Genomic DNA, 25,159 nt, shown 5'->3' on the forward strand with positions numbered 1-25,159 from the left:
CGAGCTGTCCCGCTCTCCCCGGGGGGAGTGCGTAGGACATTTCTACGCCTCAATTGCGTTGTGCCACAGGGGCTTTGGCAAAACTTCTCCAAGTATTTTCGTCATCCACAGGGTGGGGCCAGTTGTGCACCGAAACGAGGCGGTTGTCCACCGGTTCTCGCCTGTGTCCCCAGCCTGTCCCCAAGGGCCTGTGGACAGCGCCCTCGACGAACATCGCGCGACCTCTGCGGCGGGGCTCGGGTCTCGGTATCTTCGCCACATGCCCCAGTTCGTCGAGCCCGACAGCGTCAGCCTGAACCTCAACGAGGGAGAGCCCACGATCACCCTGAGCGACGTGGAGATCTCCAGCGCCGAGGGGTGGTCCTTCCTCAACCGCGCGACCCTGCTCGTCGTCGACGGTCCCGACGACGAGGGGTTCCTGCTCCGCCGCCTCACCGAGCAAGGCGGTGACATCGCGCCCGCTGGCTGGGACGAAGCAGTCAAGGCGCACGGGTCGGTGACCGTCCTCGCGTCGGGGACACGCATCGTCGCAACGGCGCTCGAGCAGTCGAGCGAGGAGTCGTGAGCTACGACTTCGTCGCCCTGGTCCCGGAGGTCGCAGTCGGTGGCGACGACGAGGTCCTCGCCGCCGCCTCGCGGCTGACCGACGACGAGTCCGGGGTCGAGACGGTCGACCCGCGCATCGCCGCCTTCCACGCGGAGCTCGCCGCCCTCGTCGAGAACCTTCCCGACGACGAGAAGTGGATCTCGGTCTGGCCGCTGGCCCCGAGCGCCCAGGCACTCTTCGTCCCGGTGCCCTACCCGAGCGCAGACGAAGCCCTGCTCACGCTCCTGCGACTCACTGCCCGCCACGGCCTCGTCCTCGTGGACCTCAGCTCCGACTCCGTCGACCATCCCCCTCAGGGTCTCCCCGTCAGCGTGCGCGGCGGCGACGGCACCCGCCTCGGCGCACTGACCCGTGAACGACTCATCGCGCTGGTCCACGACGTCGGTGGCGACGAGCCGTTCCTCGTCCTCGACACCGGTGAGCGGTTTGCCCAGATCTACCGCGAGTCCGACGGCTCGTTCCTCCTCGAGCACGCCAACGAGTCCGGGCACGTCGGCACCACGGTGGCCGGTGCTGATGAGGCAGCCACGCAGCTCTGGCTGTGGCTGGACGACGATTCCGAGTTCGGGGCCGGCCTCACCTTCACGCCCGTCGCAGGCTGAGGGCACACGGTCAGGACGGACGGGGTCACATCGTGGTGTTGATTACTCACCGGTAGCCGAAGGGGTGGCGCGGCCGTAGTCTCTCAAGGACAGGCCCAACGCCGGGTCGGCCACGCAACAATGGAGTTGTCGATGCCTCTTCGTCTCACCCGTGTCATGCCCGCACTTGTCGCTGCCGCTGCCGCGGTCGCACTGCTTCCCCAGTCGGCCAGCGCCGCCACTGTTGCCGCTGATCCGGTGGGACCGGAACAGATCAGCTTCCTTCCGGCCAAGCTGTATTCGTCGCTCGCCCCCACCGCCCTGCCGCCGGGCACCAACGACTGGACCTGCCAGCCGTCGGCCGCGCACCCGCGCCCCGTCGTCCTCGTGCACGGCACGTGGGCCAACCGCTACGACTCGTTCGCGATGATCGCGCCGCACCTCAAGCGCGCCGGCTACTGCGTCTACGCTCTCAACTACGGCGATGAGAACGTCTCCGTCCTCGGTCAGCTCCCGGGTCTCTACGCCACGCAGACCATCAAGCCCGCAGGCGGCGAGATCAGCAGCTTCGTCGACCAGGTGCTCGACTCCACCGGCGCCGACCAGGTCGACATGTTCGGCTGGTCGCAGGGTGGGATCGCAGCCCGTTCCTACCTCAAGTTCTATGGCGGCACGAACGCCGCGAACCCGGCAGCCAACAAGGTGAAGAACCTCATCACCTTCGGTGCCACGAACCACGGCACGACGCTCTCGGGTCTGGGCGCACTCGCCGGCCAGCTGGCCCCGGCCACCATCCCGCCGGTCCTCGGCCCAGCCGCTGCCGACCAGCTCATCGACTCACCGTTCCTCACCGAGCTCAACGCCGGCGGTGACACCCAGCCGGGCGTGACCTACACGATCATCGGGTCCAGGTACGACGAGGTGTCGACGCCCTACCAGCGGACGTTCCTCACTGCCGGACCCGGCGCAACGGTCAACAACATCACTCTGCAGAACGGGTGTGAGATCGACCTGAGCGACCACCTCTCGGGGCTGTACTCCTACCGCCTCGTCGGCCTCGTGAAGAAGGCGCTCGACCCGACGGGCAACGTCTATGTGCCCTGCCTGCCGAATGCCCCGGTCCTCTGACTCCACCGGCTGTCAGGCGGTGAAGACAACGACCCGCGGCTCGAGGTTGCGGCGGTTGGTCCCGCCCTGGAGCGTCGAGCCCACCGCAACCCACGACGTGCGCCGACTCGGGTGCGCCCGGATCGTGAGGTAGTCGCCCCACTTGCCGTCCAGGGGTGAGTGGCTCGACGTCGCCACCGTCGCCATGTCCCACGCGGGCACGACCCCCGCCCTGGGCGGGAAGCCCGACAGCGACCCGACGGCCAGGGCTGGCTTGCCCCCGCCACCGAAGTAGGCCGCCATCCCGACCTTGCCCGACACCGTGCGTGCGAGCGCCGGATAGGCCCACGGCCCGGTCGCGGACCACAGGTCGGGCTCGGCCACGACCTTGAGCGTGGACTCGTCGATGACCGCGCACCGCACGAACGGGTGCGGTCGCCCTGCCCTCCGGCCGGACGACCACGCGAAGCCCAGGTGCGACCCCAGCCGGAACGCGCCGGTGATCCGGTCGTCGGCGCGGCTCAGCCACTCGGCAGCACCACCCGTGGCCGCATAGTTCCCGTCGTCCCACGGCGAGACCTTCACCGACCACTGCGTCACCGACGGCGAGGAGTCGGGCCAGGCGAAGACCCGCAGCGACGACGACGCAAGGTCGGTCGAGCCGAACCACATCGTGTCGCCAGCACCTGCCGTTCCTGCGCCAGCCACCGGCCGCAGCGACCCGGCCGTCGTCGTCGTCCAGTGCTCGTGCGGGAGCGGACCGGCCTTCGTCAGTCCCGACCGCGGCCAGCGCACGACGACCGCCCGCACCCACCGGTCCTGCAGGTCATAGACGTTGGTCGTCAGATAGAGGTGCTTGCGGGTGAGCCCGAGGTCGGGGAAGTCGAACCACACCTTGTCCCACGACGGCACGAGGTCGGTCGGTGCGAGGTCCCACCACCGCCAGGTCCCGGGCCGCCCAGTCGTCGAGACCGCGAGCCGCTGGATGTTGCCCTTCCCAGGCCCCGGCGGCTCGTACTGCAGCAGCCACACCCACAGCCTCCCCACCCTCAGGGTCACCTGGTCGCAGCCGAATCGCCCCTTGTCGGCGGGCAGCTCGGTGAATGGATCGAGGAACTGCCAGCTCGCACCGCTGTCCTCCGAGTGCGTCGCAAACCAGTTGCCCGTCACGAAGAAGCCACTGCTCGATGCCGCCACACTCGGCTCGCCGACGGTCCCGGTCTGGATGCCGGTGGCCGCATCGTCGAGCGGCAGGTCGGAGCGGATCGTCACCATGTCAGCCACCCGGCCCGTCGGTCGCGCGGGTGGGTTCCACCGGTTCGGTGGACTCGGTGGGTTCCGTCAACAGATCGGGTATGCCGCCCGCTCCCGTTCCGTCCGCCGGCCCACCTTCGCGGGTGGGTCCGGGCTTCTTGCGCCGGCGGGCCTTGGCCTTCTCCTTGGCGTCGAGGAGTGCGTCCGTGGCGGCTCCACCGAACTCGTCTTCCTCATCCGCGTCGCCACCGCCCCCCGCACCCCTGCTTCGTGCCGCGAGAGCGTCGGAGGCACTGGCCGGGCGCGGACGTCGCGGCTCCTGCCGTCCGGCGAGCTCGGACTCACCCGGCGTGCTCTCGGTGGTGCGCCCCTTCGGCCGGGTCATGGACGCGCGACCTTTTCGGGTCTCGCCCGCCACGCCTTCACACGGGACTTCACGGCGTTCCAGGCCTCGACGATGACGATCACGATGGGGATGAGGAGGACGGGGTATTCCTCGAAGAACGGTTCCATGGCGGTCCTTTCGATGGGGCGGATTGTCGACTTCGTGCCCCGCACGGACACGAATAGGAGGCCTTCGGCCGAAGATCGTGTCCGTGCGGGGCACGAAGTCGGTGTTCTAGGGGACGGCGGGGACTGTTGGGCGGGGGCCGAGGGCGACGACTCGGCACGCGGCATACGGCCACTGCCGGACGAGCTGGTCGACCGTGATGGGCAACGGGGCGATCGGGAGGATCGGGTTGTTGGGAGGCTCGACGTCGTCGTTGAACGAGCCGACGAGCGCGAGGAACACCACGGCGACCGGCGCCACGGCCGGGAGCGCCGGTGGCGTGAGGTCGACGTCGATCGAGATGGCCCGCGGGGTCCGGGCGTCGAGCGGCACGGTGAGTGGGATCCGCGCCGAGCCGTCGGGGAGTCGAGCGACCGTCCAGCCGGCTGGTGTCGGTCCGCCCTGCGCCGCCGAGGTCCAGGCCCGCGTGTGCAGGTCGACCACTCCAGCCACGGGTGCGGTGAGCCCGTCCGCGAGAGTGGGCACGAAGCGCCACAGCAGAACGGCCCACGCATCACCCGCCGCCACCGTCCGCGAGTCCCGGTGGTGCAGCAGCACGTCGACCGTCGACGGCTCCGAATAGACCGACCAGTTCGCACCCGAGAAGCCCGGCGGCACAACGCATTCCATGAGGTCGACCTCGCCCGCGGGCAGGGTCGGGACGGTCGGCGTGGACCAGGGCGGACGGCATACCGCGAAGGAACCGACGGGACCGGGAGCAACGGTGAGGTCAGGATTGAGCCGGGTTCCGACGATCGGGTCCCACAGCACTCGGTCGATGAACTGACCTGCCGGGAGCCCGAGACGGTTGCGTTCGATCGCGACGATCTCGCCCAGGGGCGCCGTCCACTGCCCGGTCGGCACGATGTTGGGGTGTCGCCAGCGCAGGGCGGTCTGGAACTGCCACAGCTGATAGGGGTTGGGGACGCTGCCGACGTTGATCGGACCACCGGGCCAGACGGGAGGCGCCGCCACGGGTACGCGCGGGCGGATGACGATGTCCGGACTGCTGTGCGCGGGCAGGGCGACGACGGGCGCCTGACGCGGGTCGGTCATCGGGGTCGGCAAGGTGCGGCGGTCGTCGTGGTTGTGGACCCGCACATAGGTCCGGCGCCGGGCGTCGTCGAGGAGGTCCACCTCCCACACCCCGCGTGACTGCACCGCGGCCCGCAGGATCCGTCGTCGGGTGGCCATCGGCGGGGGCGCGGCCGGCAGGGGCGGGACCGTGGGGTCGACCCAGATCCCGAGGTCCTGGACGCTCGTCTGCGGCAGGCCGTTGTCGAACAGGACCCAGTCGTGCAGGCCGGCGTCGTCATGGCGAGTGCCGTGCCAGACACCGGTCGCGGTCCCGACGTAGACCTGGTCCGGGTGGCCCGGGTCGACGACGGCGGCATACGCCGGGTCGAGGGGGCCGAGGACGCCCAGGGGGCCGGGCAGCGCACGCCGCAGACCGGTGGCGCGGAACCGGTCGTCGGCGGAGGAGTACCACCAGACCGTCTCGCTGTCGTTGCCCAGCGTGCCGAGAGTCGTGACATAGAAGTCGTGGGTTCCGGGGACGGGCGCCACGTCGGAGATGACGTGGGTGCGCGGGATGAGCACCGAGCTCGCGCGCAGCGACCAGCGCTCGTCCACCCAGTTGCCGGAGGGCAGCTGCCGGTAGCGGACGATGCCGTTGTCAAAGGCGGCGAGCAGCTCGGTGGCCGAGACCCAGCGGACGGTGTGAACGCGAAGGTAGTTCGTCACCGGGGTGCCACCGCGCGGCACACCCCTGGTCGTTGCGGCGAGGTTGATGTCGGCTCCGGCCGCGGTGCGACGATCACCCGCGGAGGCGCCGGTCGCCGAGGTGTGGACGGGCAGGACCCGCCAGGTGCACGGGGCGACTCCGCCAAGGTCGTCGGTGATCCAGACGCGGTTCGTCCCGAGGGCGATGCGGCCCCCGGCACCGTTGGCCACGGCGGAGGCACCGGAGTAGAACGACGACAGGTTGTTCTCGCGGTCGAGGGTGATCGTCGCCCAGTTCGGCTGGAGCGGCTGCCGCTGGAGCGGGTCGATGAACGATGCATGGTTGCCCTGCCACGCGCCCTGCACCTCCTGGGCGACGAGCACGTGGGGCTGGGTCGGGTGGAACGCCACCCCACCACCGTCTGCGGAGAACACCTGGTCCCACACCGTGTCGCCCGTGCGCACGAGGATCCCGTTGTCCTGCACGCCAATTGCCATGAACTGACCCGACACCGGGTGGCTCGCGAGGAAGCCGGCCTCGAGGGTGGCCAGACCATTGGCCCGGGCCGCGAAGGAGTGCGCCCGGCCACCCGCGGTCGACACGAAGACGCCGCCGTCGCACCCCACCCAGACCGTGCGGGCACCGGGGGCGCCGACGAGGCGGATGACGTGCACGTCCGAGTGGACCGTGTTGCCGATGAGTCCGGCGTCGGTGGCGCCGTCGCCGGCGGGAGGTGCGCCGATGCGCGAGATACCCGGCGCGGCCACGACGGTCTGAGCGGCCTGGACATCGACCGCCCACAGGGACGCGACCCAGCCGCCCACTCCGGTGGGCGAGAAGGCACTGCCTCCGTAGTAGAGGCGGTCGACGGTGCTGTCGGCGGTGCCATCGAGGTCCTGCGCGGCCGGCACCGGCGCCCGGTCCACGACGATGCACTGGTCGTAGTTGCTCTGGCCCGTGACGAAGCAGTCCAGCACGTTGTTGAGAGCGACCGCGACGGGTGGATTCAGGGTGGCGTCCGCGATCTGGAGGATGTTCGCCGGCCCAGCGGAGGCGAAGAGCGCGTAGATCCGGTTGCCAGCGGCGCGAGCGAGCGAGATCCGGTCATCGACGAAGACGGTGGCCGGGCCCAGGCTCGGCACCGGCGCCACGGTGGCCGCGGCGTTGTCGCTCGTGACCAGACCGAAGCCGTCAACTGCCAGGACGAGCCGGCCCCCGGGGAGCCAGAGAGCATCGGTCCAGACCGGGGCGGCGGGCCAGCCGGCCGGGGCGGGCGGAACCGTCCAGGCCAGCGCGCACGGCGTCCACTGATAGGTGCCGCGGGCCGGGAAGCCGCCAGCCGCCGGGACGGCCTGGCGCACGCCGACGAAGAGTCCGGCCGAGGTGGCCGCGATGATCCGGTGGGTCCGCGGCCCGGACGTCGCACCCGCGTCCGTCGCGGGGTCATGGACGATCCGATAGATGCGCGCCCCCTCGAAGGTCGCCAGAGCGTTGACGTCCGGTTCCCACGGGTCGTCGTGCGTGGCGGCCAGGGTCACGGGTCCGACCGCCGACAGCACCCCGATCCCGCCCTGCGCGGCACCCGAGTGCGACGGACTGGCCGACACCTCACCGGTGCCGACGATCACGAGGTCGTGCGCCGCGTCCACGCCGAAGACCACCTCGACACAGCCGATGGTCAAGGCATTGGTGCGGCCCCCGGCGGTGCGACTCCGCATGACCCACCCGCCGACGGGAGCCCAGGTCGAGCCGGCGTCCTCGGTGTACCAGAGGCCACCGTTGCCGGACGCGGCATAGGCACGCAGTCCGTTGGTCGACACGGCGAGGTCGTTGATGCGGCCGGTGACGCGCGGCCTGCTCGTCGCCTGACCGAAGCGCACGACCGAGGGCCCGATGGGCACCCACCGGCCAGCGGCGGTGTTCGACGGTGCGGCGAGGGGGTCGGGCCCTCGCCGTCCGCCGCGTCGGGGAGCGGCCTGGGCGGACTCCAACCGCTCGAGGGCGTCGGCGAGCGCGGCCCGGTCGGGTTGGCCGCGCATGGTCTCGCGCCACGCCTGACGTCGACGGGCGTTGCCCCGCTTGATGGCCTTGGCGGCAGCGCGCGTGGCCTCCGGGGCCTCGGCGACCGGAGCGTCGGCGGCGGCGTCGGCAGCTGGGCCGGTGTCGTTGTCGGTCATGGCGCACCTCCCGCAGGCGCGGACCCCGGAGCACCGGGCACGGGCTTGGGCGTCACCCGGATCCAGCCCTCCTGCGCCTCGTGCGGCATCGGCGGGAGGTAGGCCGACGTCGACGCCGCGATGATCGGGTCATCGCGCCACGTCAGCGGCCCCGTCCGCCGGGTGAACTGCTGGTCCGGCCCGAACGACGCCACCTTGGGCAGCCGGATCTGGGCCGGGTCGACGAGCACGGGCCCGGTCCGCAGTGACGGCACGAGCCGCCGCAGCCCGGGGCTCACCCACTCGTCGGCCAGCGCCAGCGACTTGCGCGGCAGGATCCCCGACGTGAGGTGCACCTTGCCACCGGGGAGCATGAGGATCGTGAGCCGTCGGGTCTCGCCGACACGGACCTCGACGGTGTCCTCGAGCTCGAGATAGGGGTGCTCGAGAGGCCGCACCGCCGGCACTCCGTTGTCGCCGAGAAGCCCGAGCTGGCCGCGGTGCCGACCGCTGTCGAGCGCCACGCCGGCCACGACCTTGTCGACGACGTGGAAGTGCGTGTAGTCGTCATCGACGAAGAAGCCGAGCACCGCATCATCACTGCGCCCGAGCTCACCGATCCGGACCGGGAACCGGTACTTGGACAATTCGGCGTATGCCGCGTGGCGCGCCGCGACCGCGTCACCTCCGCCTCCTCCCGCGGTGACCGTCACCTCGTCGACGTCGTCAGGGGCGTCGAGTCGCAGGGTGGCGCGGACGACGGCGATGGGCCGACCGACGAGCCCGGCGATCGTCGGGGTGCCGAGCGCGGAGAACGCATCGACCGTCCACAGCGTCGAGTCGACGGCCCGCAGCAACGCGGTGAGGGCGCTGGACTCGCCCGGTGCTTCGGCGGCGTGACGGCCGGCGATGTCCGCCCGCACGACGCCATCCGCAAACAGACCAATGTGTTGGGCGTGGGTCGGCAGCGCCGTGAGCGGCCCGGCATCGGGAGGGATCGGCCGACCGGGCGCGGGTTCCCACGTCACGGCATCACTCACCGAGTCGTGGGTCAGCTCGCCGATCGGGTCGCCGTTGCGGTCGAAGACCTCGAGCGACTCGTCCATGTGGTCGGGCAGCAGGTAGCCGCACACCGGGTTGATTGCCACGTCGGCATGCACCTGGTCGACCCACGCCTCGAGCGCCGTCGCCGGGTCCGCCTCGAGCGGGTGCGCCGGGTCGACGAGCCGGAAGAGCCAGCGGGCAGCGTTCTGGATGCGCGGGGTGAGGCGCAGCTCACCGGGCGTCCCGGTGTCGAGCTGCGTCGTCGTCAGCACGTCATCCACCGGCACCTTGAGGGTGCGACCGAACGCGTCGACGAGCCGCAGCTCCACGATCGTCGCCGTGCCACCGAAGATCGGCACGGGCACCTGGTCGGCCACCGGCTTCTTGGTGCCCTCGTCGCGTACGACGATCCCCTCGTAGCGGATCCCGAGCAGTTGCTCCCGCAGTCCGTCGAGCGACGCGGACGCGAGGTCGAGCGGGTCGAGGAGGTTCGCGAGATCGCCCAGCGCGACTTCGTCGGCGTCCTCGAGCTGGGAGCTCGACGGATCGGCCTCGTCCCGTCGGTTCTCCGCATCGAGCCACTCGCGAATGCCCTCGGAAAGCGCATCCCCGACGCCGCGATGCAGAGGTGAGCGACCGGCATACGCACGGGTGATCGGTGAGGAGGCCTGTGCGCCAGCGAGATCGGTCGAGCCCAGCTCCCACCCGTCGAGCGACGCGTCACCGTCGAGGCGCACCCGCCACTCGAGGAAGAGCGGGACCCAGGGCTGCCGCCAGTTCGTGATCGCGACCGGGCTCGGTGGCGTTCCGTGAAGGACGCTGTATGCCGCGAGCTCGGCGGCGCTGTCGACTGCCGCTGGGCTGCGGCGCTGGGCCGCACGGACCCAGTTCACCCTGCCCTCGTCGTCGGCGGCCCGCCGGACCCCGGAGTCGGCCCGGTGGGCGATCTCGGTGAGCGCGCCGATTCCGGTGCCGTCATAGGCCGCGTCCGCGCCATGGATGCGGGCCAGCTCGGCGACGAGGCGGACGTGGACCGGGCCGAGCTCCTTGCGGTTCGTCGCGCCGGCCGCCGCGAGCCAACCGTGGTGGTAGCCGTCGAGGAGCGTTGCCTCGCGCACGATCCGCGTCACCTCGGGAGGGATGGCGCCGTTGCCGAGGGTCGGGACGACGATCGCGCCCTCGACGACGCCCTCGCTCGCCGACACCACTTCACCGGGGTAGCGGCAACGGAGCAACCCGCCGTCGTGGAGGCCGTCGCCGTGGTGGCGCTGGTTCGGCTTGACCCCGGAGATGGCGACCATGAGCGGTGCCGGGCGGTAGCGACGCGGCGGCGCCTTGGGCACGGTGCGCGCGGTCGGCCCCGCGGGTGGTGCGCTCGCGGACGGCGACGGTCGTGGGGTGCCGAAGCGGGTCTTGCGCTGGTTCTTCATCGCATCGACGGTGACGAGGCGCTCCGCGAACGCTCCGTCGGCGCGGGCCTTGGTCGTGCGCTCCGCCGCGAAGATCCGCACCCCCTGGGTGAACTCGACCTTGACGTCCTCATAGTCGGAGCCGGCCATCGCCCCGCGTCCCTTGCGGCCCACGCGGGTCGGGCCAAAGGGTGACGAGTCCTCGGCGCGCACGACGTCTTCGTGGCTGCCCTCGACCGGAGGTCCGGAGAGCGACCAGAAGCCGTCGGCGTGCTCGCGTTCCTCGAGGTCGGCGAGCCCGTCCTGGGCTCCGAGCTCGGCGAGGGTTCCTCCGGTGAAGGCGGCGACGAGCCGCTCGGAGAACTGCCGCTGCTCCGGGGTGAGACCGAGCCCGGCGGCGAGTCCCGGTGCGGCGAACGCGGCCGCGACGTCGTCGAGGTCGAGCCCGGCCGAGGCACCCAGGTCCTCCGAGGCCGGCCGCTCGTCGAGGCCATCGGCGGTGCCGTCGATGGGGACGCCGAGGACGCTTCCGTGGCACAGGGCGTGATAGCGCGTGGGGGCGATGCCGATGAACGTCCGCTCCGTGGCGCGCACCGGGAGCCCGGCCGTGGGCGCGAGGTCCTCCTCCTGCACGGTCGTGGTGCCGTACTTCCGCACCATGGTCATCGGCGTCGACCCACCCGCCGACGTCAGACCCATCCTGCGGACGAGCGTGTTGACCCGCGGGTCCGGCGGCTCGTCCCAGGAGTCCTCGCCCTCGAGACCGAGCGCCCAGCCGAGCTCGCCCATGATCCGCTTGAGATCGGTGGGCCCCGTGGCCGCCGCGAGCGGGTCGCCGGAGCTTCCGCTCCACCACCCCGCCACCGTGTATGCCGCCCTGCCCCCGTCCCAGCCCTGCGGCGCCGCAGGCGCCAGGCCGGCAAGGTCGGTCAGCGGGTCGTGGAGGGCAAAACGGTTGCGAGACGCGGCATACGCCGCTGTCCAGAGGGGTGACCCACCACGGAACCCGTCGAGCGGCACGAAGGTCTCCGCCTCGGGCGCGGAGGTGGCCGCGCCGGAGTAGTCGAGCAGTGAGGTGACGACTCCCGTGATCGCGTCGATGACCCAGCCGGTGACGTGGATCGAGCGCGAGCCGACGGGGTAGAGGTGGCGGATGACGACCCAGCGGTCGGGGAGGGCGGGGAGCTTGAGGTCGCCCGTCGTGGCCTCGGTCGCCCCGCGGAGGAGCGCATCCGGCATGGCCCAGTGCAGGTGGACCCCGGCCGCGAGCGGAGTGCCGGGATCGAAGGGCGCGACGTCACCGGTCCGCCCGGCCACCGCGACGACCGGGTCACTGCCGCCGGTCGGTGCCACGAAGGCCTGGACGTCGACGGGGACGAGGATGCGGCGGTCGCGCGGGAGGTGCTTGTCCCAGGTCTCGAACGTCGCGAGGTCGACCTCGGCGGCGGCCAGTGCGGCCCAGCGTTGGCTGTAGGCGAGGTCCTTGAGGACGGTGCCCGAGACCTTGAAGGGGATGTCGCTCATCGTCGCCACCTCAGCCCGGGTTCTTCATGGAGACGAACGTCTTGGTGACGTGGGCGGCATACGAGATGGCCGGTTGGAAGACCGTGCCGATCGGGACGTTGCCCGGCTGGGTCTCGGCATCGCCGAAGACCTGGCGCCAGGGGAAACGGATGAGCTGGAGGGCGTACTCCGCGGAGTCGAGGCCGTCTCCCGCGCCCGTGTTGGGGTGCTTGGGGAGGGCGAGCTCCTTCTCGATGGCCTGGATGTCGACGACCCCCGCCGCACCATCGGCCCGGAACGGCACGGTCACCCTCTGGGTGGCGAGGGGCTTGAGATCCTCGAAGGTGTTGCGGTCTCGCGGCTGGAACGTCGCCGTGAGCTGGCTGCCGCTCGGCGTGACATCGAACCCGAACTGCACGCCCTGGCGCGGCTCCTCGATGTGGACGACGGCGGGGACGCCGTCGAAGAGGACGAGCAGGACGGCGGGGGCCAGTCGCTCCATGCGGAGCAGGCGCATGCGGCGTGGGTCGACCTCGGGATAGGTCGCGTCGTCGGCCTCGGCCGGGTCGACGGAGAAGGCGCGGACATGGAGCCCGGGCCAGCCCGAGACCGCGCGGCTGCGCAGGATGAACCCGCTCACGGCCTCGACGCTGCCGGCGAAGCGGGGGCTGCCGGGTTCGCGGCGGGCGTTGCGCTCCTCGACGTCGAGCTCGTCGCGGACCGCGTCGTACTGAGCGGTGAGCTGCACCCGGTCGTCGCTGTTGACGGTGCCTGCCGAGAGGGCGCCCTGGACGATGGCATCGGTCCAGCGGCGGTCGAGATAGAACCAGCGGATCGACTCCTCGGGAAGGAGCTCGGTGTCGGCGACGAGGTTGGCGAACGGCACCCCTTCGAGGAGGCGCAGCCGCACGAGCCAGCGACGGAGCTCGGCCGGGATGGCACCGGGTGCGTCGTCGTCGAGTGGAGGATCCGTCACATCGACCGTGGCCGCATAGAGCTTGGGCAGGTCCTCCATCAGGTGCTTGACCTCGATGATCATCGCTCGTCCTCCCCGTCGGTGTCGTCGCTGTCGTCTGAGGAGCCGCCCAAGTCATCGAGCACGGCGTCGAGGGCATCGGGTGCCCGCCGGGGACCGCCCCGGCCGGGCACGTTGACCCGGTCGATGGGCCCGAACGTGCCGGCTCCGAGGATCGGGTTGAGCTGGGCCGGGACGCCGAGGGCGCCGAAGGCGAGCAGCCCTGTGGCGAGGTCATGGTCGAGTCGCAAGGCTCCGGCGGTGAGGTCGGTGACCTCACGCCGGGGCAGGTCGCGCAGGTTCACGACGGGCAGCGGCGCGTCGCGGATGACTCGCGCCAGGTCGAGGAGCGGGAGGGAGAGGTCGGCGTCGATGGCGAAGCCACCGGCCAATGACTTCGCCAGGCCTTCGCCCTCGAGGGCGTCGAGACGCATCGACGTCCCGGCAGTGACCGGTGGCAGCGGCTCGCCGATGACCGCCGACGGGCTGGCCGCGAGGCGACGGGCCAGACCACGACCGAGGAGCACGCCAAGTGCCCGATCCGGCCGCATCTTGAGCCCTTCGAGGTCCATGCCTTCGAGCGTCTTCGCCCACATCGCCTCGCGCCGGGCCGTTTGGTAGTGCGTCTGGCGCCACGAGAGCAGGGCGGTGACCATGGCTGGAGTGCTCAGCGCGAGCAACCGTCCGATCTCGAAGGCGACCGCGAGAGAGAGGTCCTCGCGTCGGTCGGGCACGACGGCACGCAACTGGTCGGCGGTGTGCGCGAGCGGCAACCGGTCCGCCTCGGTGTCCGCGGGGTGCGGCAGCAACGGCCCGCGATACCAGGCGCGCACGTTGTCGCCGCGTCGCGTGCGCTGGTCGATGCCGACGTGGCCGGTCTCGACCACCTCGAGCGGCAGCAGCCCCGGGGTGCGACCCGGCGTGCGCAGCGGGTCCCCCGGCGCCGGCGGGATGGCCGGCTCGGGCGGGAGAGTCCCGAGCAGCCCGGAGTCGAGGTGCTCCTCCATGAGGCCACGGAAGGTCACCTGCCCGACGGACGTGAACGACCAGTGGAGCAGGACCGGGAAGCGGTACTGAGGGTCGAGCAGCTGGAAGATCCCAGAGGTGTCCTTGAGCTTCCCGAACGGCTGCGCCATCTTCGCGTAGACCGAGTCCGACGCCGCGGCCGTGCCGGTCGCCCACCCCTCGCGCAGCTGGGCGCTGACGATCTGGCTCTCCTTGACGACGGTGGCCTTGCGGGTGGCGAGCACCTCCATCCCGGCGGCGTGCGGACCGCCAGCGATGTGCGTCGTGGCGTTGACCGACGGGCCCTTCCAGATCTCGGCGGCCTTGGTCGTGCCCATGATCACGTGGTCGCTGTCGGCCGCGTCGAGGACGAGCTCGGCGATCTCGAGCACCGCGTAGTCAGAGAACGTCCGCTGCGGCGGGGACTCACGGCGCAGGACGTTGAACTGGCCCTCGAGGTTGATCAGCGCACAGAGATAGGTGACCGGGACCTCGAGCCCGGCGGCGTCGCGTCCGGGCAGCGGGAGCCGGTTCGCGACGACGACCGACAGGAACCCATCGTCGTCGCCCATCATCATCTCGGTGTCGTGGATGTCGACCTCGCGGGCGTGCGCGAGCAGGGGCACGTCCTTCTGCGTCGGCAGGACCTTGTCGATGATCGACTGGCGCACGAGCAGGTAGTTGCCCTGCGCCACGTCCGGCACCCCGGGCAGCACCTGACCGGGCGTCACGCACTCGGCCACGGGCTTGTTGAGGATGAGCTCGGCCTCGCTCTCGGCGATGACGACGAGCGCGAGCCACGGCGTCGTCGGCTTGTCGAGGTCGGTCTCGTTCTCGGGGTCGACCGTCCGCTCCCACGGCAGCGTCCGCCGCTTGATGACGATCTGGGGCAGCCGACTGCCGTACGCCCCCTCGGTGTTCGCGGGCGGATAGGTCGACAGCACCTGGTCCGGCGGCAGCTGGAACCGCGGGGACGTCACCCGCACGTGGGTCTGCAGCGCCTCGACGGGCAGGGCGCCGGGGGCGAGCGGACCCTTGGGCCCCGTCGCGCTGAGGTCCTGGTCGCTCGTGAACCGGTAGTCGCCGGCCGGCAGGACCGGTGCGAGGTTGGCGTAGAGCTGGAAGAAGCCGTTCTTGACGGTCATCGCTGCCTCCTCGGTGCGTCGGTCCAGGTGAGCTGGGCGCCATCGCCGTCCGTGGCCAGCAGGCGACCGACGACGGCATCGAGCCCGTCCCGGGCACAACGTTCTGCGTATGCCGTGTGCCCACCTTCGGGGTCGACTGCGGCGAGCACTCCGGTCACCTGCCAGGTCCCGCCCGAACTGACCACGACGCGCACCCCGCCCTCGGCGATCTGCTCTCGGTCGGGGATGACCTGGTGGACGAGCACAGTGGTGGTTCCGAGGACGACGGCAACGGGGGGCCGATGGGTGCCGTCGGCGGCGAGCGCCGGTGTCGCGCCGATGAACTCGATGTCAGCGGACGTGAGTGACGAGGGTGCCTGGCCAGTGAGGGCCACGGCGATGACCGTCACGGGAGCGGAGAAGCGGGTGATGATCTGGCGCGCCGTGGCCACGAGCTCGTCGGCCTCGCACCACCCCGTGGCGGTGGCGTTCTGGAACGACCCACCGGCGGCATCGACGCTCAGGGTGCAGCCGGCGCTCACGCCGACGTGGCTGCCGAGCCGGGCGACGCGGCTGCGCGAGGTCCACCCGACGCTCGACGGGGTTGTGGGCGCCCCAGCCGTTCCGGCCGATCCGGCGGCTGCGGCGGGGAAGGCCGAGCCACCGGCGTGCGCCGCGACGAGAGTGGTCCCGACGGGCACCTCGACGCTGGCACCCGAGACGACCGAGTCGCTCGTGACCGTCCGCCCGGTGACGGTGACGATGCGTGCGCTGCCGTCGACGGCCAGCGAGGGGCGGCGCTCGGGATCGACGTCGATCTGGGCGTCGGGGCTGCGCAGGACGACGATGTCGCCGGGGCGCAGCCGGGTGCCGGTGGCGTCAGCGCGGGCCGCGCGCGAGTTGCGTCGTGGGGTGGGACGAGTCGTCCCGGCCAGTCCACCGAGCCCGCCGACGACCGGTCCACCACCGCCGTTGGCGAGGGAGGAGCCCACGCGCCCCACGGCATACGTGCGAGTTGTTCCGACGACGTCGGTGCGCGGAAGCGTGGTCGCGAGCACGGTGCCGCCGCGCACCACTCCCGGCGCTGCGGCCCGGCGCAGGACGACCGGCACGTGGGCGCCGAGGCGGCCCTTGACCGACTCGAGGGTGGGGGCCGGGCGGCGCTTGAGGCGACCGTCGGCGACCGTCGTGCCTGAGGCGCGCACCGCTGCACCGACGCCGGACGTCATGAGGGCGGCCACCACGGGCCGGTGCGCGATGGGGACCTTGACGGTGGCGACGTCCGCGAGCGAACGCGCACCGTCGGCGCCGTTGGCCTTGGCGAGACCGTCGGTGAGGGAGCCGATGCGGGGCGGGGAGACACGGTCGCGGCGATAGGAAGCGCGGGCCAGAGCGCTGTGCTGCCCGGCCGCCATGACGTCGAGAACCGTTGGGAAAAGCGTGGATCGGGCGAGAGTGAGGGCAGCATCGGACGTGCCGGGCACCGGCAGGTCGAGATCGCGCGAGGTCTTGAGGAAGGCGGCCCGGGTGGCGCCGGTCGCACGGAGCGGGAGGGGGCGGCGGCCGGCCACGACGCGGCGGTACTCGATCTGTGGCCCGACCGGGTTGAGCGTGATCCCGGCGACGAGGGTGATGCGGTTGCCGGCCGTGATGACGTCGGTGCTGGGGAGCGCGGGTGCGGAGCCGAGTGACTTCGGGGAGCCCCAGACGCCGAGCGGGTAGTGGTCGCGGTCGATGCGTGATGTGCCCGCGAGGGCCTGGAGGTGCGCGGCGTCGGGCTGCCAGTGGCCCTGGAAGTCGAGGCGTTCGAGCGAGACGCGCACGGTCGAGGTGAGGCCACCAGCACCCATCGGTGCGAGACCGAGCCCCGTTGCCGCGCCGTTGGAAAGAGTGAGCGCCACCGGGGTCGGGGTGCCGAGTCCGAGGTCCACATGGGACGCCGGGATCGTCGTGGTGAAGGTCAGCTCGAACTCGGCGAAGACCTGGAACGGGAGGGCGAAGGTGCCGTCGGAGGTCGGCGCACCCTTGGCGCTCGTCGTCGCGGTCGGCAGGGTCCCGCGCCCGGTGATGGCCGAGAGCGCCTTGGCCGCGTTGCCGGCGTCCTCGAGGTACTTCGTGACGAACTTGTCCCACGGCAGGGTCTCCGGCTCGACCCGGGTCTTCTGTCCGAACTCGACCGGCACCGTGCACGGCCCGATCTCGAACTCGGCCTTGCCGGCGAACTCCGGACCCCAGACCTTGATCTTGGCGCCGATGGAGATCGAGAAGGACAGCGACCCGAACGGCCATGGGAGGTCGATGTCGATGCCGGCGGAGATGCGGGCGTAGGCCATGACCTCGAACCAGAACGGGTCGAAGTAGACGATGCCGTGGGCCCCGAAGGCGACCTTGGCCCAGACCCAGCCGAAGTCGAGGCTGACCTCGATGTCGACGCCCGCCATGAGCGCTTCGGAGGTGAGGGCGAAGTAGGAGCCGCCCTTGATGACGATGGCGTCGCTGATCTGCCAGACCAGGCCCAGCCGCGGCACCTGGGGGTAGCCGACGGGCACCGGGAAGTCGGGGTGGTAGCCGCCCATGGTGAGGACGAACTGTCCGGCGAGCGGCCCCTTCCACCAGATCGCGAACGCGAAACCGCCGGTGAGCCGGACGTCCTCGTAGAGCAGCCACGAGTTGTCGGTGAGCTGGGCCTTGATGAGGAAGACGCCCTCGGTCGTCGAGAAGTGCGCGAGCAGGGCCAGCTCGATCGAGACGATCGCCGCACCTGGGCGGGGCAGGGCCATCCGGGCGAGGCCGAAGAGGTTGATCTCGAGGCCGTTGCCGAACGACACAGCGATGACCGCGACACCGTCGACGAGGTTGAAGGAGGTGAACGAAATACCTGCGGCGAACCAGAACTCACCCATCCGGTGGGGGAAGTACTCGGAGAGCTCGCGCAGGCGCACCATCGGGTCGGAGGGCGGGGAGGCGGCTGGGTCGAGGGCCTGGATGAAGGGGAACTCGCCGAACCTCGACAGATCGTCCGGGACCTTGAGGCCGCGGTTGATGCCCAGGCCTCCGCCGATGCCGGTGAGGAAGAACATCGGCGGCCCGCCGAACGGACCGTTGACGCCACCGAAGATGAAGAACGACGCGTTGCCGTGGTCGTTGGTGAACCCGCCGAAGACCGACAGCCCGTATGCCGCGAAGCGCCCGACGAGCATGCCGACGTAGGAGACCGCTCCGGCCTCGGTGAACTTGAGCAGGCCACCGGACAGCGAGACCCCCGCCATCTCGGCGGCGACGGCGATGCCGTTGAGGTCGACCGCCCAGTTGCGCAGGTCGGCGACGTCGCCGCCCTTCCAGGTGATGCCGAGACCGTCGACGGCGCCCGTGAGGCCGAAGAGCGAGATCTGGCCCGAGAAGAGCAGGCTGATCGAGGTGACCGAGCCGTCGCTCTCGGTGGTGTTGAGACCCACGCGTTCGACATAGAGCGGGCCGAGCTGACGCTGGATGACGAGCCACCACGGTCCGGGCGGGTCGCCGGCACGCAGGGTGATCCCGAGTTCTTCGGTGGGGCCGGGGTGCTTCTGGAGAGCGAACGACGGGCTGAACGACGGCCGGCTCGAGCCGCTGGCCGAGCCGACGTCGGTCATGAGCGAGTTGGCCATCCCGTTGTCGCCGCCACCACCGGCCGGTGCCACCGAGAGTCCGTCGAGCTTGAGGCGTATGCCGCCGCCGAGGCCTTCGCGGCCGGCCTCGCCATAGAGGTTGACCTCGATGGCGTCGATCGAGAACCCGTCGAGGTCGACGATGGGGCGCGAGGCACCGGAGAAGCGCAGCCCGACGCCGGCGATGCGGACGCTGGGGACGAGTTCGAGCGAGGTCTTGGTTCCTTCGAGCAGGAAGATGTTGAGCCCAGCCGGTGGCGTGCCGGTGATCCAGTCGGCGCGCGACACGAGTTCGACCTTGGGGTCACCGCCGGACAGCTCGAGCGGCTTCTGCACGTCGAGGCGCACGCCGATCCGCTGGTTGCTGCCCGTGGTGGGTTCGGCGACGAGCCCGATCGTCACCTGGTCGCCGATGTCGAGTGAGAAGCCGGGCGTGATGGTGGCGCAGTTCCAGGCCAGGGTCTGGAGGCGGCCGAGGAGCTGCTCGGGGTGGAAGAGGGCACGCACGAACCCGGGGTCGATCCGGCGTTGGGCGTTGCTGAAGACGACGTCCTTGAGGAGCGTGGTGGCCCGGGTGCTGATGACCGTGCCGAGCTGTTGGGAGACGAGCCCGGAGACGATCTCGACGCCGATGCCGAGGAGGTCGGCGGCGATGGCCTCGGGGGTGTCCAATTCGCCGGGAGTCGTCCCGCCGGTGATCGCCCAGAGCTTGGGCGGCAGGGCGTCCAGCCCCCACCGGAGCTGGACCGACTCGATGTCGTCGACCGCCAGCCCGATCGCTACGAGACGGCTGAACTCGCCGCCGGCCACACCCGCCCGGATCACGACGACCGGCCGCAGGGTCGTCGGCCCGAGCGCCACGACGAACGGACCACCGCGCACCGCAACGCGCACCCCGGTCGCGTCGAGCCGCAGCTCGTCGACCGCGAACCGCCCCCAGTCCCCCAGGGCGATGTCGCACCCGAAGCTGACCGACGGCGTCCCCGAGCCGTCGATGATGACCTTGAACGGACGCGTCGACCCGTCGAGGGCACCGAGGTCGAACCGCCGGACCATCCCCGTCAGCGACGAGGCGACGACGGTGTGGCCCGGGTCGAGAGCATCGGCAAGGACGGCCAGACCGGTGGACGCGAGCGCAGGGAGCCGCGTGAGCAGGACCGCGCCGGGCCCGGGTGGCTGGGTGTAGAGGTCGAGCCTGGCCTTGTCGACCCTGTTGGCGACGAGCAGGTCGAGCGCTCCGCAGAGGTCGAACGTCGCCTGTGCCACCTGCTGCCGCAGCGAGGCCGCATCGCTGCGGTGGGGGATGAGCTCGTTGAGGGCGAGGACGATGAGCGACTCCGCCCCCGAAGCGAGGGCGCTCCCGAGACCCGGGCCGGCCGGGACGAGCCGGATGGGGCTCTCCGGCGTGGGTCGCACGAGGTCGAGCCGCACCGGCGCCGGGTCCGACCCGCCGACCCCGAGGTCGAGGCCCCACCCGTCGACGGTGACGCGCGCGTCGAGGAGGGCAATCGGCGCACCGGTCAGGCCGATCGACAGGCCACCGGTGAGGTTGGTCGTGATGGGCCGGCCATCGATGGTGGGCGCGAGTGAGACGTGGGCATCCGCCTGGAGCCGACCACTGACGACGGCATAGGTCACGGAGACGTCATCGGTGAGTTGCCAGGTCCCGCTCGTGCTGCCCGGCTTGAGGACGCGAGCCGCGGCGTCGAGCAGCGTGACCGTCGACGCCAACGGGTCCACCCGAGCGCGCAGCCACCCACCCGGATCACTGATGAGCCCCATCGGCAGGATGAGGTCGCGATCACCGGACTCAAGGTCAGCGGTGCCGAGCAGCCCTGCGGCACTGAGGCATTCGTCGAGCAATGGGTCCTCGACGAGCTCGCGCAGGGCTGACCCGAGACCCTGGAGCAGCAGCGCGGGCAGGAGGGTCGTCGCGAGAGGGACAAGGCTCTCGGCATTGCCGTTCGGGAGCAGGGCGATCGGCACCACGGCACGCCCCGGGGCCGCGCTGTCGAGACGCAGACTCGCGCCTCCCAACCCCGCGTGCCCGACGAGACGCACTCCACCCAAGGAGTCATCGAGCGAGCCGAGGCCGACGTCGAGGCCGACACCTGCGGGACTCGCGGTGAGGCCGACGGTCAGCGGCACGGGCTCGGTGAGCGCCAACGACCCGGTGATGGTGGCGGTGGCGAGGTCGACGGTGAGCTGCGCAGGTCCGCTTGCGATCCGGAACGCCGTGAGCGCAACGTCGCTCGGCACCACTCCACCGACGAGCGCGCGGAGGGCGGTCGCCACGGTCTGGGGCGCTGTCGCGACGGCCGACCGCAGCGTTGCCGCCGGGTCGTGGAGCAGTCGGTCGAGTCCGCCGGGGTCGAGCCCGTCGTCGCGCACGAGCCCGATCGCGGTGAGCAGGCGGCCGAAGTCGGCGTTGGCACGCAGCCGCGCCACGACCTCGCCGAGCAGGATGCGCACCTCTGGCGGAGCGCCCGTCTCGTCACCCGTGACGACCCAGACTTCCCGGTATGCCGTGTGCGCCCGTGCTTCGTGCAGGGTCACCTCCGTGCGTCCGACCGTTCCGTCGAGCGGCACGTGCACGGCGACGGCGGCCCACCGGCACTCGAGGTCGTGCTGCAGGGCGCCGGGTCCACCGACGAGCCACCCGTCGGTGACGGCCACGCTGAGGCTGACCGTGACCTCGCGCAGCGGGCGCAGGTGTGGCGCAACGCGATCGACGGCGAGCAGGTCGATACGGGCGCTGGCCCCGAGGAGGAGTTCGCCGATGGTGCCGTCGATGACGGGGAGGTCGAGCCCGACGTGAACTTCCTGGGGCGGACCGAACGGCAGCGCCTCGAGGGCGCGCAGCCGCGCTTGGACCACCTGGGCGACGAAGGCGCCGAGGGCGCGTTCGAGGTCGAGCCGTTCGAGAGTGGCGAAGCAGGCGTGCACGCGCACCGACGAGTCACGGCTCACGGCCAGAGCGCTGGGCAGTTGGGATGGCTCGGTTCGGCTGCGCCACAGCACATCCAGCGCCTGTCGGTCCGGCGAGGAGCCGAGGGCAAGGGTGGTGTCCGGCACGGCCGGCAGCTCGGTCGGAGCGAGAGCGGTGAGGAGTCGCAGCGCATCACCGGAGAGGTCGGTCTCGAAGGCCGTCGTGGCGACGGGCCCCCAGGGCGTGCCGACGGTGACGACGTCATCCACGAGCGGCGCGACGGTGCCTAGGCCGGTGGCACGCACCGTGGCAGCGCCCGCGCCACCGTGACCGACGAGCAGCACCGGAGCTGTCCGGGCAGAGAGCGCGGCAGCCACGCGCTCCGACTGCGCGAGCAACCCGTCGTGGTCGGGACGGTCCGCGGCTGCGGCGGCGACGGTGGGCACGAGGACGAACCACGGCCCGTCGCCGGTCGCGGGAACGGTGGCCGGGTGGGAGCCGGTCGCGTCGACGCGCTGACCGCTGGGGACGAGCTCGAGCCAGCCAGATGACCGGCCGTCGTCGCAGCCGACGTGGACGACCGCAGTCGGGACACCGCCGACTCCCGGGGTGACCGGAAGCCCGGTACCGAGTCGCGCGGAGGCGACCAGGGCGGCATACGTCATGCCTTCACGAACGGTGACGATGACGCCCGAGTCTCCCGAGAGCACCTGGTGTCCACCCGAGTCGGTGGTCGTCGGAACCCCGATGAGGCCGTCGGTCGCGGACCACCGGCTGACGAGACCGGTGAGGCCGAGCCCGAGTCCGGCTCGGCCGTGCAGCAGGTCGGCGAGGTCAGGGATGGCCGGCGCCACGGTGGCGAGGACGGTGGCCGTCGTGGCGGCGCTGGGGACGCTTGCTCCGGTGAGCAGGTCGAGCGCTTCGGTGAGGGCCCGCCGGGGACTCTCGGGGCGGCAACCGGGCACGGTCCAGACCGCGAGTCCGGGAGCGCCGGCTGCACCGCCGACGGGCAACAGCCAGGGGCGTTCGGGTCGGCCCTGTCCCAGCGGCGCCGACAGCGAACCCGCCGAGAGCAGCCAGGCGATGGGGCGCAGCGCGGCGCCGAGCCGGCGGCAGTCGAGGGTGAGCTCGAGGAGCCACTGCTCGATCGCGGCCGTGGGGTCGGTGAGCAGCACGTCGAGGGCCAGCCGCGCGCGCACGGAGGGTTCGGTGGTCAGGGCCGCTGACGGGGCACCCCACCCGACGAGGTCCGCGAGCGCCGTGAGCACGTCGCTGCCCAGCCGGCGGAGCAGGTTGCCGATGACGGGTTCGAGGGCCGCCCAGTCGGGCGCCCAGTCGGGGTCCCAGTTGCCGCGGGCATCGAGGCGCGGCAGCGGGATCGGGAGGAGGTCCGAAGCACCGGCGCCCGCGGCACCCACACCGCCGAGGAGTGCCCCGACGGACGGGACGCGAAGCGCGATGCCGGCACCGCTGGGTGCAACGCGCACACCCGAGCGAGGCGACCAGGTGACGTCGACTCCGAGCCGTGGCGCCTCGATCGCGAGGCCTGCACCCAAGGTGAAGACGGCCGGACCGGCGCCGCGCGGGCCGATGCCGGCGCGGCCGACGACGCTGTCGAGGAAGGTCGTCGCGCCGGTCGACAGGTCGACGGTGAGGAGTGAGAGCCGGGCCGAGGCATCGACGCGCAGGTCGTCGAGGACATCGAGGTCGGCCACGGCCGAGATCGCCAGGCGCAGCGTCGTGCCCTCGCGCCAGAAGTCGAGACCGACCGTGTCGTCGTCGCCGAGCACGATGCGCCACGGGTCGCTCTCGATGCCGGTCCCGGGGACGACCGGACCGCCACCCCCGCCGCCCACGACGCCGAGCAACAGCTGCCGCAGGGCCGCGAGCGCCTCGGTCATCGCCGTCTGGTCTCCCGTGACGTCGAGCCAGTAGTCGCACATCGTCGCCACCGGGTCTCGGACGATGTCGAGGATGCCCGGGCTGGCGACGGCGCCTGGAGGGTCGACGCCGAGCAGGATCTTGAGGAGCGCGCCAGCATCACCGAGTCCGTCGAGGGCGTCGGAGAGCACGCCGTCGAGGACGTCATCGGCCGCGTCGATCGCGGCATCGGGACTGGAGAGGTCGACCATCGGGCGCACGGCCTGACCCGGCACCCCCACCTCGTGCAGGGTGAGGACGAAGGCCGGTCGCCGGGCCTCGTCCAACCGGATCCCGACGTGGACCGACGCGAGCCGGAAGTCCGCCGTCGTCCCCGCGAACAACCTCGTGCCGCCGGCGTCCAACCCGAAGACGGCCTCGGCCCGCAGCGCCGGGATCGCCGTCGCCGAGCCAGTCCCGGTGTCGGCGCACAGGAGGTCGACGTGGGCCCGAGCCTCCGCGCCCGACCGGGTCCCATAGGCCAGCTCCACCCACGGAGTGAGCGTCGGGTGCCCACCCGTCCCGGCAGCGACAGCAAGCCCGACCAAGACCGTGCACGGCCCCACCGTGATCGAGACAGCGTTGCGGTCGGCATCAGCCGTCCCGCCGGTCAGGGTGGCCACCTCACCCAGCCACGCATCCAGCGAGGCCTCGTGCTCGAGGATGTCCTCGACCCAGTCGACGAGCGCCGGCAGCCCGCGCTCGATGATGTCGTGCAGTGGCAGCGCGGGCAGGTTGGTCACCCCGTCGCGCAGACCGAACATCCCGGCCAACGCCCGAACCTTCGCGAGCGCCACGTCCGTGGTCGACAGGGCAGCGACCTGGGCGCGCACCAGTCCGACGATGAACTCGATGAGGTCGGTGCCGACCGTGGCGAGGTCGTCGAGGGTCAGCGTCCTGGTCGTCGGCGCCGTCGCCCCCGGGAGCTGGAGGTCGATGAGCGACAGGCTGAACGCCACCGGCTCGGGCCCCGTCGGGATCCCCACCGACACCGACATCCCGCGCAGGAACGCCTCCCCGGCCACGGGCGCCGCGTCGGTGAACGTCGCCTCGACCTCGACCCCGATCCGTCCGCCCTCACGACCGAGCAGCAACCACGACGGGTTGGGTCCATCGGTGGGGCGCGAGTCGGTGCCGCGGGCGACGTGCGCGATGGGGACATGGAGCCGGGTCGTCACCTTGGGTGAGACCCGGTTGTGGGGATCGGCACCGCTGCCGGTGCTGTGCTCCACGCCCACTCCGATGCGCACCGTCCCGGCGGAAGCCGACCCGGTCGGCTCGAGAACGGCATACACAGTGACAGCCGGATCGTCGTTCGCGAACAGCGGAACCCACCGGGCACTGTCGTCGTCGTGGCCGGTCGGCGGTCCGAGCGTCGAGTCGACGAACTCGGTGAGCGCGTTGCGCTGGTCGTCGTCGGAGAGGATCGTCGCGAAGCCGTTGGCGTTCGAGTGCTCACTGCCGGTGCCGCCGACGGGGTCGCTGAACCAGTCCGGGTTGTTGTCGCCGCTCGCTCCGCGGGTCAGCCCGATGGCGCGCGTCAGTGCACCGAATGCCCCGAGATCGTCCTCACCGAACGACATCG

At 71.6% G+C, this 25,159-nt stretch carries 11 protein-coding genes; 3 read left to right on the forward strand and 8 right to left on the reverse strand.

Translation table 11 applies throughout. The features are described 5' to 3' along the window. Positions 1-259: 259 nt before the first annotated feature. The 3 genes from JNB_RS12425 (at position 260) to JNB_RS12435 (ending at position 2,316) form a co-directional block, all read left to right on the forward strand. On the forward strand, positions 260-565 hold the full coding sequence (locus tag JNB_RS12425; RefSeq protein WP_009776833.1) for a hypothetical protein: 306 nt from the start codon (positions 260-262) through the stop codon (positions 563-565). After that, positions 562-1,209, forward strand: a complete 648-nt coding sequence (locus JNB_RS12430) for a hypothetical protein (RefSeq protein WP_009776834.1) — start codon at positions 562-564, stop codon at positions 1,207-1,209. Before JNB_RS12425 ends, JNB_RS12430 begins: the two co-directional genes overlap by 4 nt. A 132-nt stretch (positions 1,210-1,341) precedes the next feature. Further along, on the forward strand, positions 1,342-2,316 hold the full coding sequence (locus tag JNB_RS12435; RefSeq protein ID WP_148232407.1) for a triacylglycerol lipase: 975 nt from the start codon (positions 1,342-1,344) through the stop codon (positions 2,314-2,316). A gap of 12 nt (positions 2,317-2,328) precedes the next feature. On the opposite strand, the gene JNB_RS12440 is transcribed toward JNB_RS12435, so the two are convergent. The 8 genes from JNB_RS12440 to JNB_RS12470 form a co-directional block, all read right to left on the reverse strand. Further along, positions 2,329-3,579: a hypothetical protein gene (locus tag JNB_RS12440; RefSeq protein WP_009776836.1), complete on the reverse strand. Its 1,251-nt coding sequence runs from the start codon at positions 3,577-3,579 to the stop codon at positions 2,329-2,331. Continuing rightward, positions 3,572-3,934, reverse strand: a complete 363-nt coding sequence (locus JNB_RS12445; protein ID WP_009776837.1) for a hypothetical protein — start codon at positions 3,932-3,934, stop codon at positions 3,572-3,574. The genes JNB_RS12440 and JNB_RS12445 overlap by 8 nt, the downstream gene beginning before the upstream one ends. Beyond that, positions 3,931-4,062 carry a hypothetical protein gene (locus tag JNB_RS22165; protein ID WP_009776838.1) on the reverse strand — a complete coding sequence of 44 codons (132 nt, stop codon included), beginning with the start codon at positions 4,060-4,062 and terminating at the stop codon, positions 3,931-3,933. Before JNB_RS22165 ends, JNB_RS12445 begins: the two co-directional genes overlap by 4 nt. A gap of 106 nt (positions 4,063-4,168) precedes the next feature. Continuing rightward, positions 4,169-7,999, reverse strand: coding sequence for a hypothetical protein (locus JNB_RS12450; protein WP_009776839.1), 3,831 nt, complete (start codon positions 7,997-7,999; stop codon positions 4,169-4,171). Then, a complete protein-coding gene (locus JNB_RS12455) occupies positions 7,996-11,955 on the reverse strand; it encodes a hypothetical protein (RefSeq protein ID WP_148232408.1) in 3,960 nt (1,319 codons plus the stop codon). The genes JNB_RS12450 and JNB_RS12455 overlap by 4 nt, the downstream gene beginning before the upstream one ends. 10 nt (positions 11,956-11,965) lie before the next feature. Then, positions 11,966-12,973, reverse strand: coding sequence for a hypothetical protein (locus JNB_RS12460; protein ID WP_009776841.1), 1,008 nt, complete (start codon positions 12,971-12,973; stop codon positions 11,966-11,968). Further along, positions 12,970-15,099 (reverse strand): hypothetical protein, encoded by a 2,130-nt coding sequence (locus JNB_RS12465; RefSeq protein ID WP_009776842.1) that lies wholly within the window; start codon positions 15,097-15,099, stop codon positions 12,970-12,972. Before JNB_RS12465 ends, JNB_RS12460 begins: the two co-directional genes overlap by 4 nt. Further along, positions 15,096-25,157 (reverse strand): DUF6603 domain-containing protein, encoded by a 10,062-nt coding sequence (locus tag JNB_RS12470; RefSeq protein ID WP_009776843.1) that lies wholly within the window; start codon positions 25,155-25,157, stop codon positions 15,096-15,098. The genes JNB_RS12465 and JNB_RS12470 overlap by 4 nt, the downstream gene beginning before the upstream one ends. Between the last annotated feature and the right edge of the window lie 2 nt (positions 25,158-25,159).

This window comes from Janibacter sp. HTCC2649 (genome assembly GCF_000152705.1).
In the GTDB taxonomy this organism is placed as follows: domain Bacteria; phylum Actinomycetota; class Actinomycetes; order Actinomycetales; family Dermatophilaceae; genus Knoellia.

Bases quoted from the DNA above. Each gene is read 5' to 3' on its own strand.
- JNB_RS12425 (WP_009776833.1), top strand. From the start codon at position 260: ATGCCCCAGTTCGTCGAGCCCGACAGCGTCAGCCTGAACCTCAACGAG.
- JNB_RS12435 (WP_148232407.1), top strand. From the start codon at position 1,342: ATGCCTCTTCGTCTCACCCGTGTCATGCCCGCACTTGTCGCTGCCGCT.
- JNB_RS12445 (WP_009776837.1), bottom strand. From the start codon at position 3,934: ATGACCCGGCCGAAGGGGCGCACCACCGAGAGCACGCCGGGTGAGTCC.
- JNB_RS22165 (WP_009776838.1), bottom strand. From the start codon at position 4,062: ATGGAACCGTTCTTCGAGGAATACCCCGTCCTCCTCATCCCCATCGTG.
- JNB_RS12450 (WP_009776839.1), bottom strand. From the start codon at position 7,999: ATGACCGACAACGACACCGGCCCAGCTGCCGACGCCGCCGCCGACGCT.
- JNB_RS12455 (WP_148232408.1), bottom strand. From the start codon at position 11,955: ATGAGCGACATCCCCTTCAAGGTCTCGGGCACCGTCCTCAAGGACCTC.
- JNB_RS12460 (WP_009776841.1), bottom strand. From the start codon at position 12,973: ATGATCATCGAGGTCAAGCACCTGATGGAGGACCTGCCCAAGCTCTAT.
- JNB_RS12465 (WP_009776842.1), bottom strand. From the start codon at position 15,099: ATGACCGTCAAGAACGGCTTCTTCCAGCTCTACGCCAACCTCGCACCG.
- JNB_RS12470 (WP_009776843.1), bottom strand. From the start codon at position 25,157: ATGTCGTTCGGTGAGGACGATCTCGGGGCATTCGGTGCACTGACGCGC.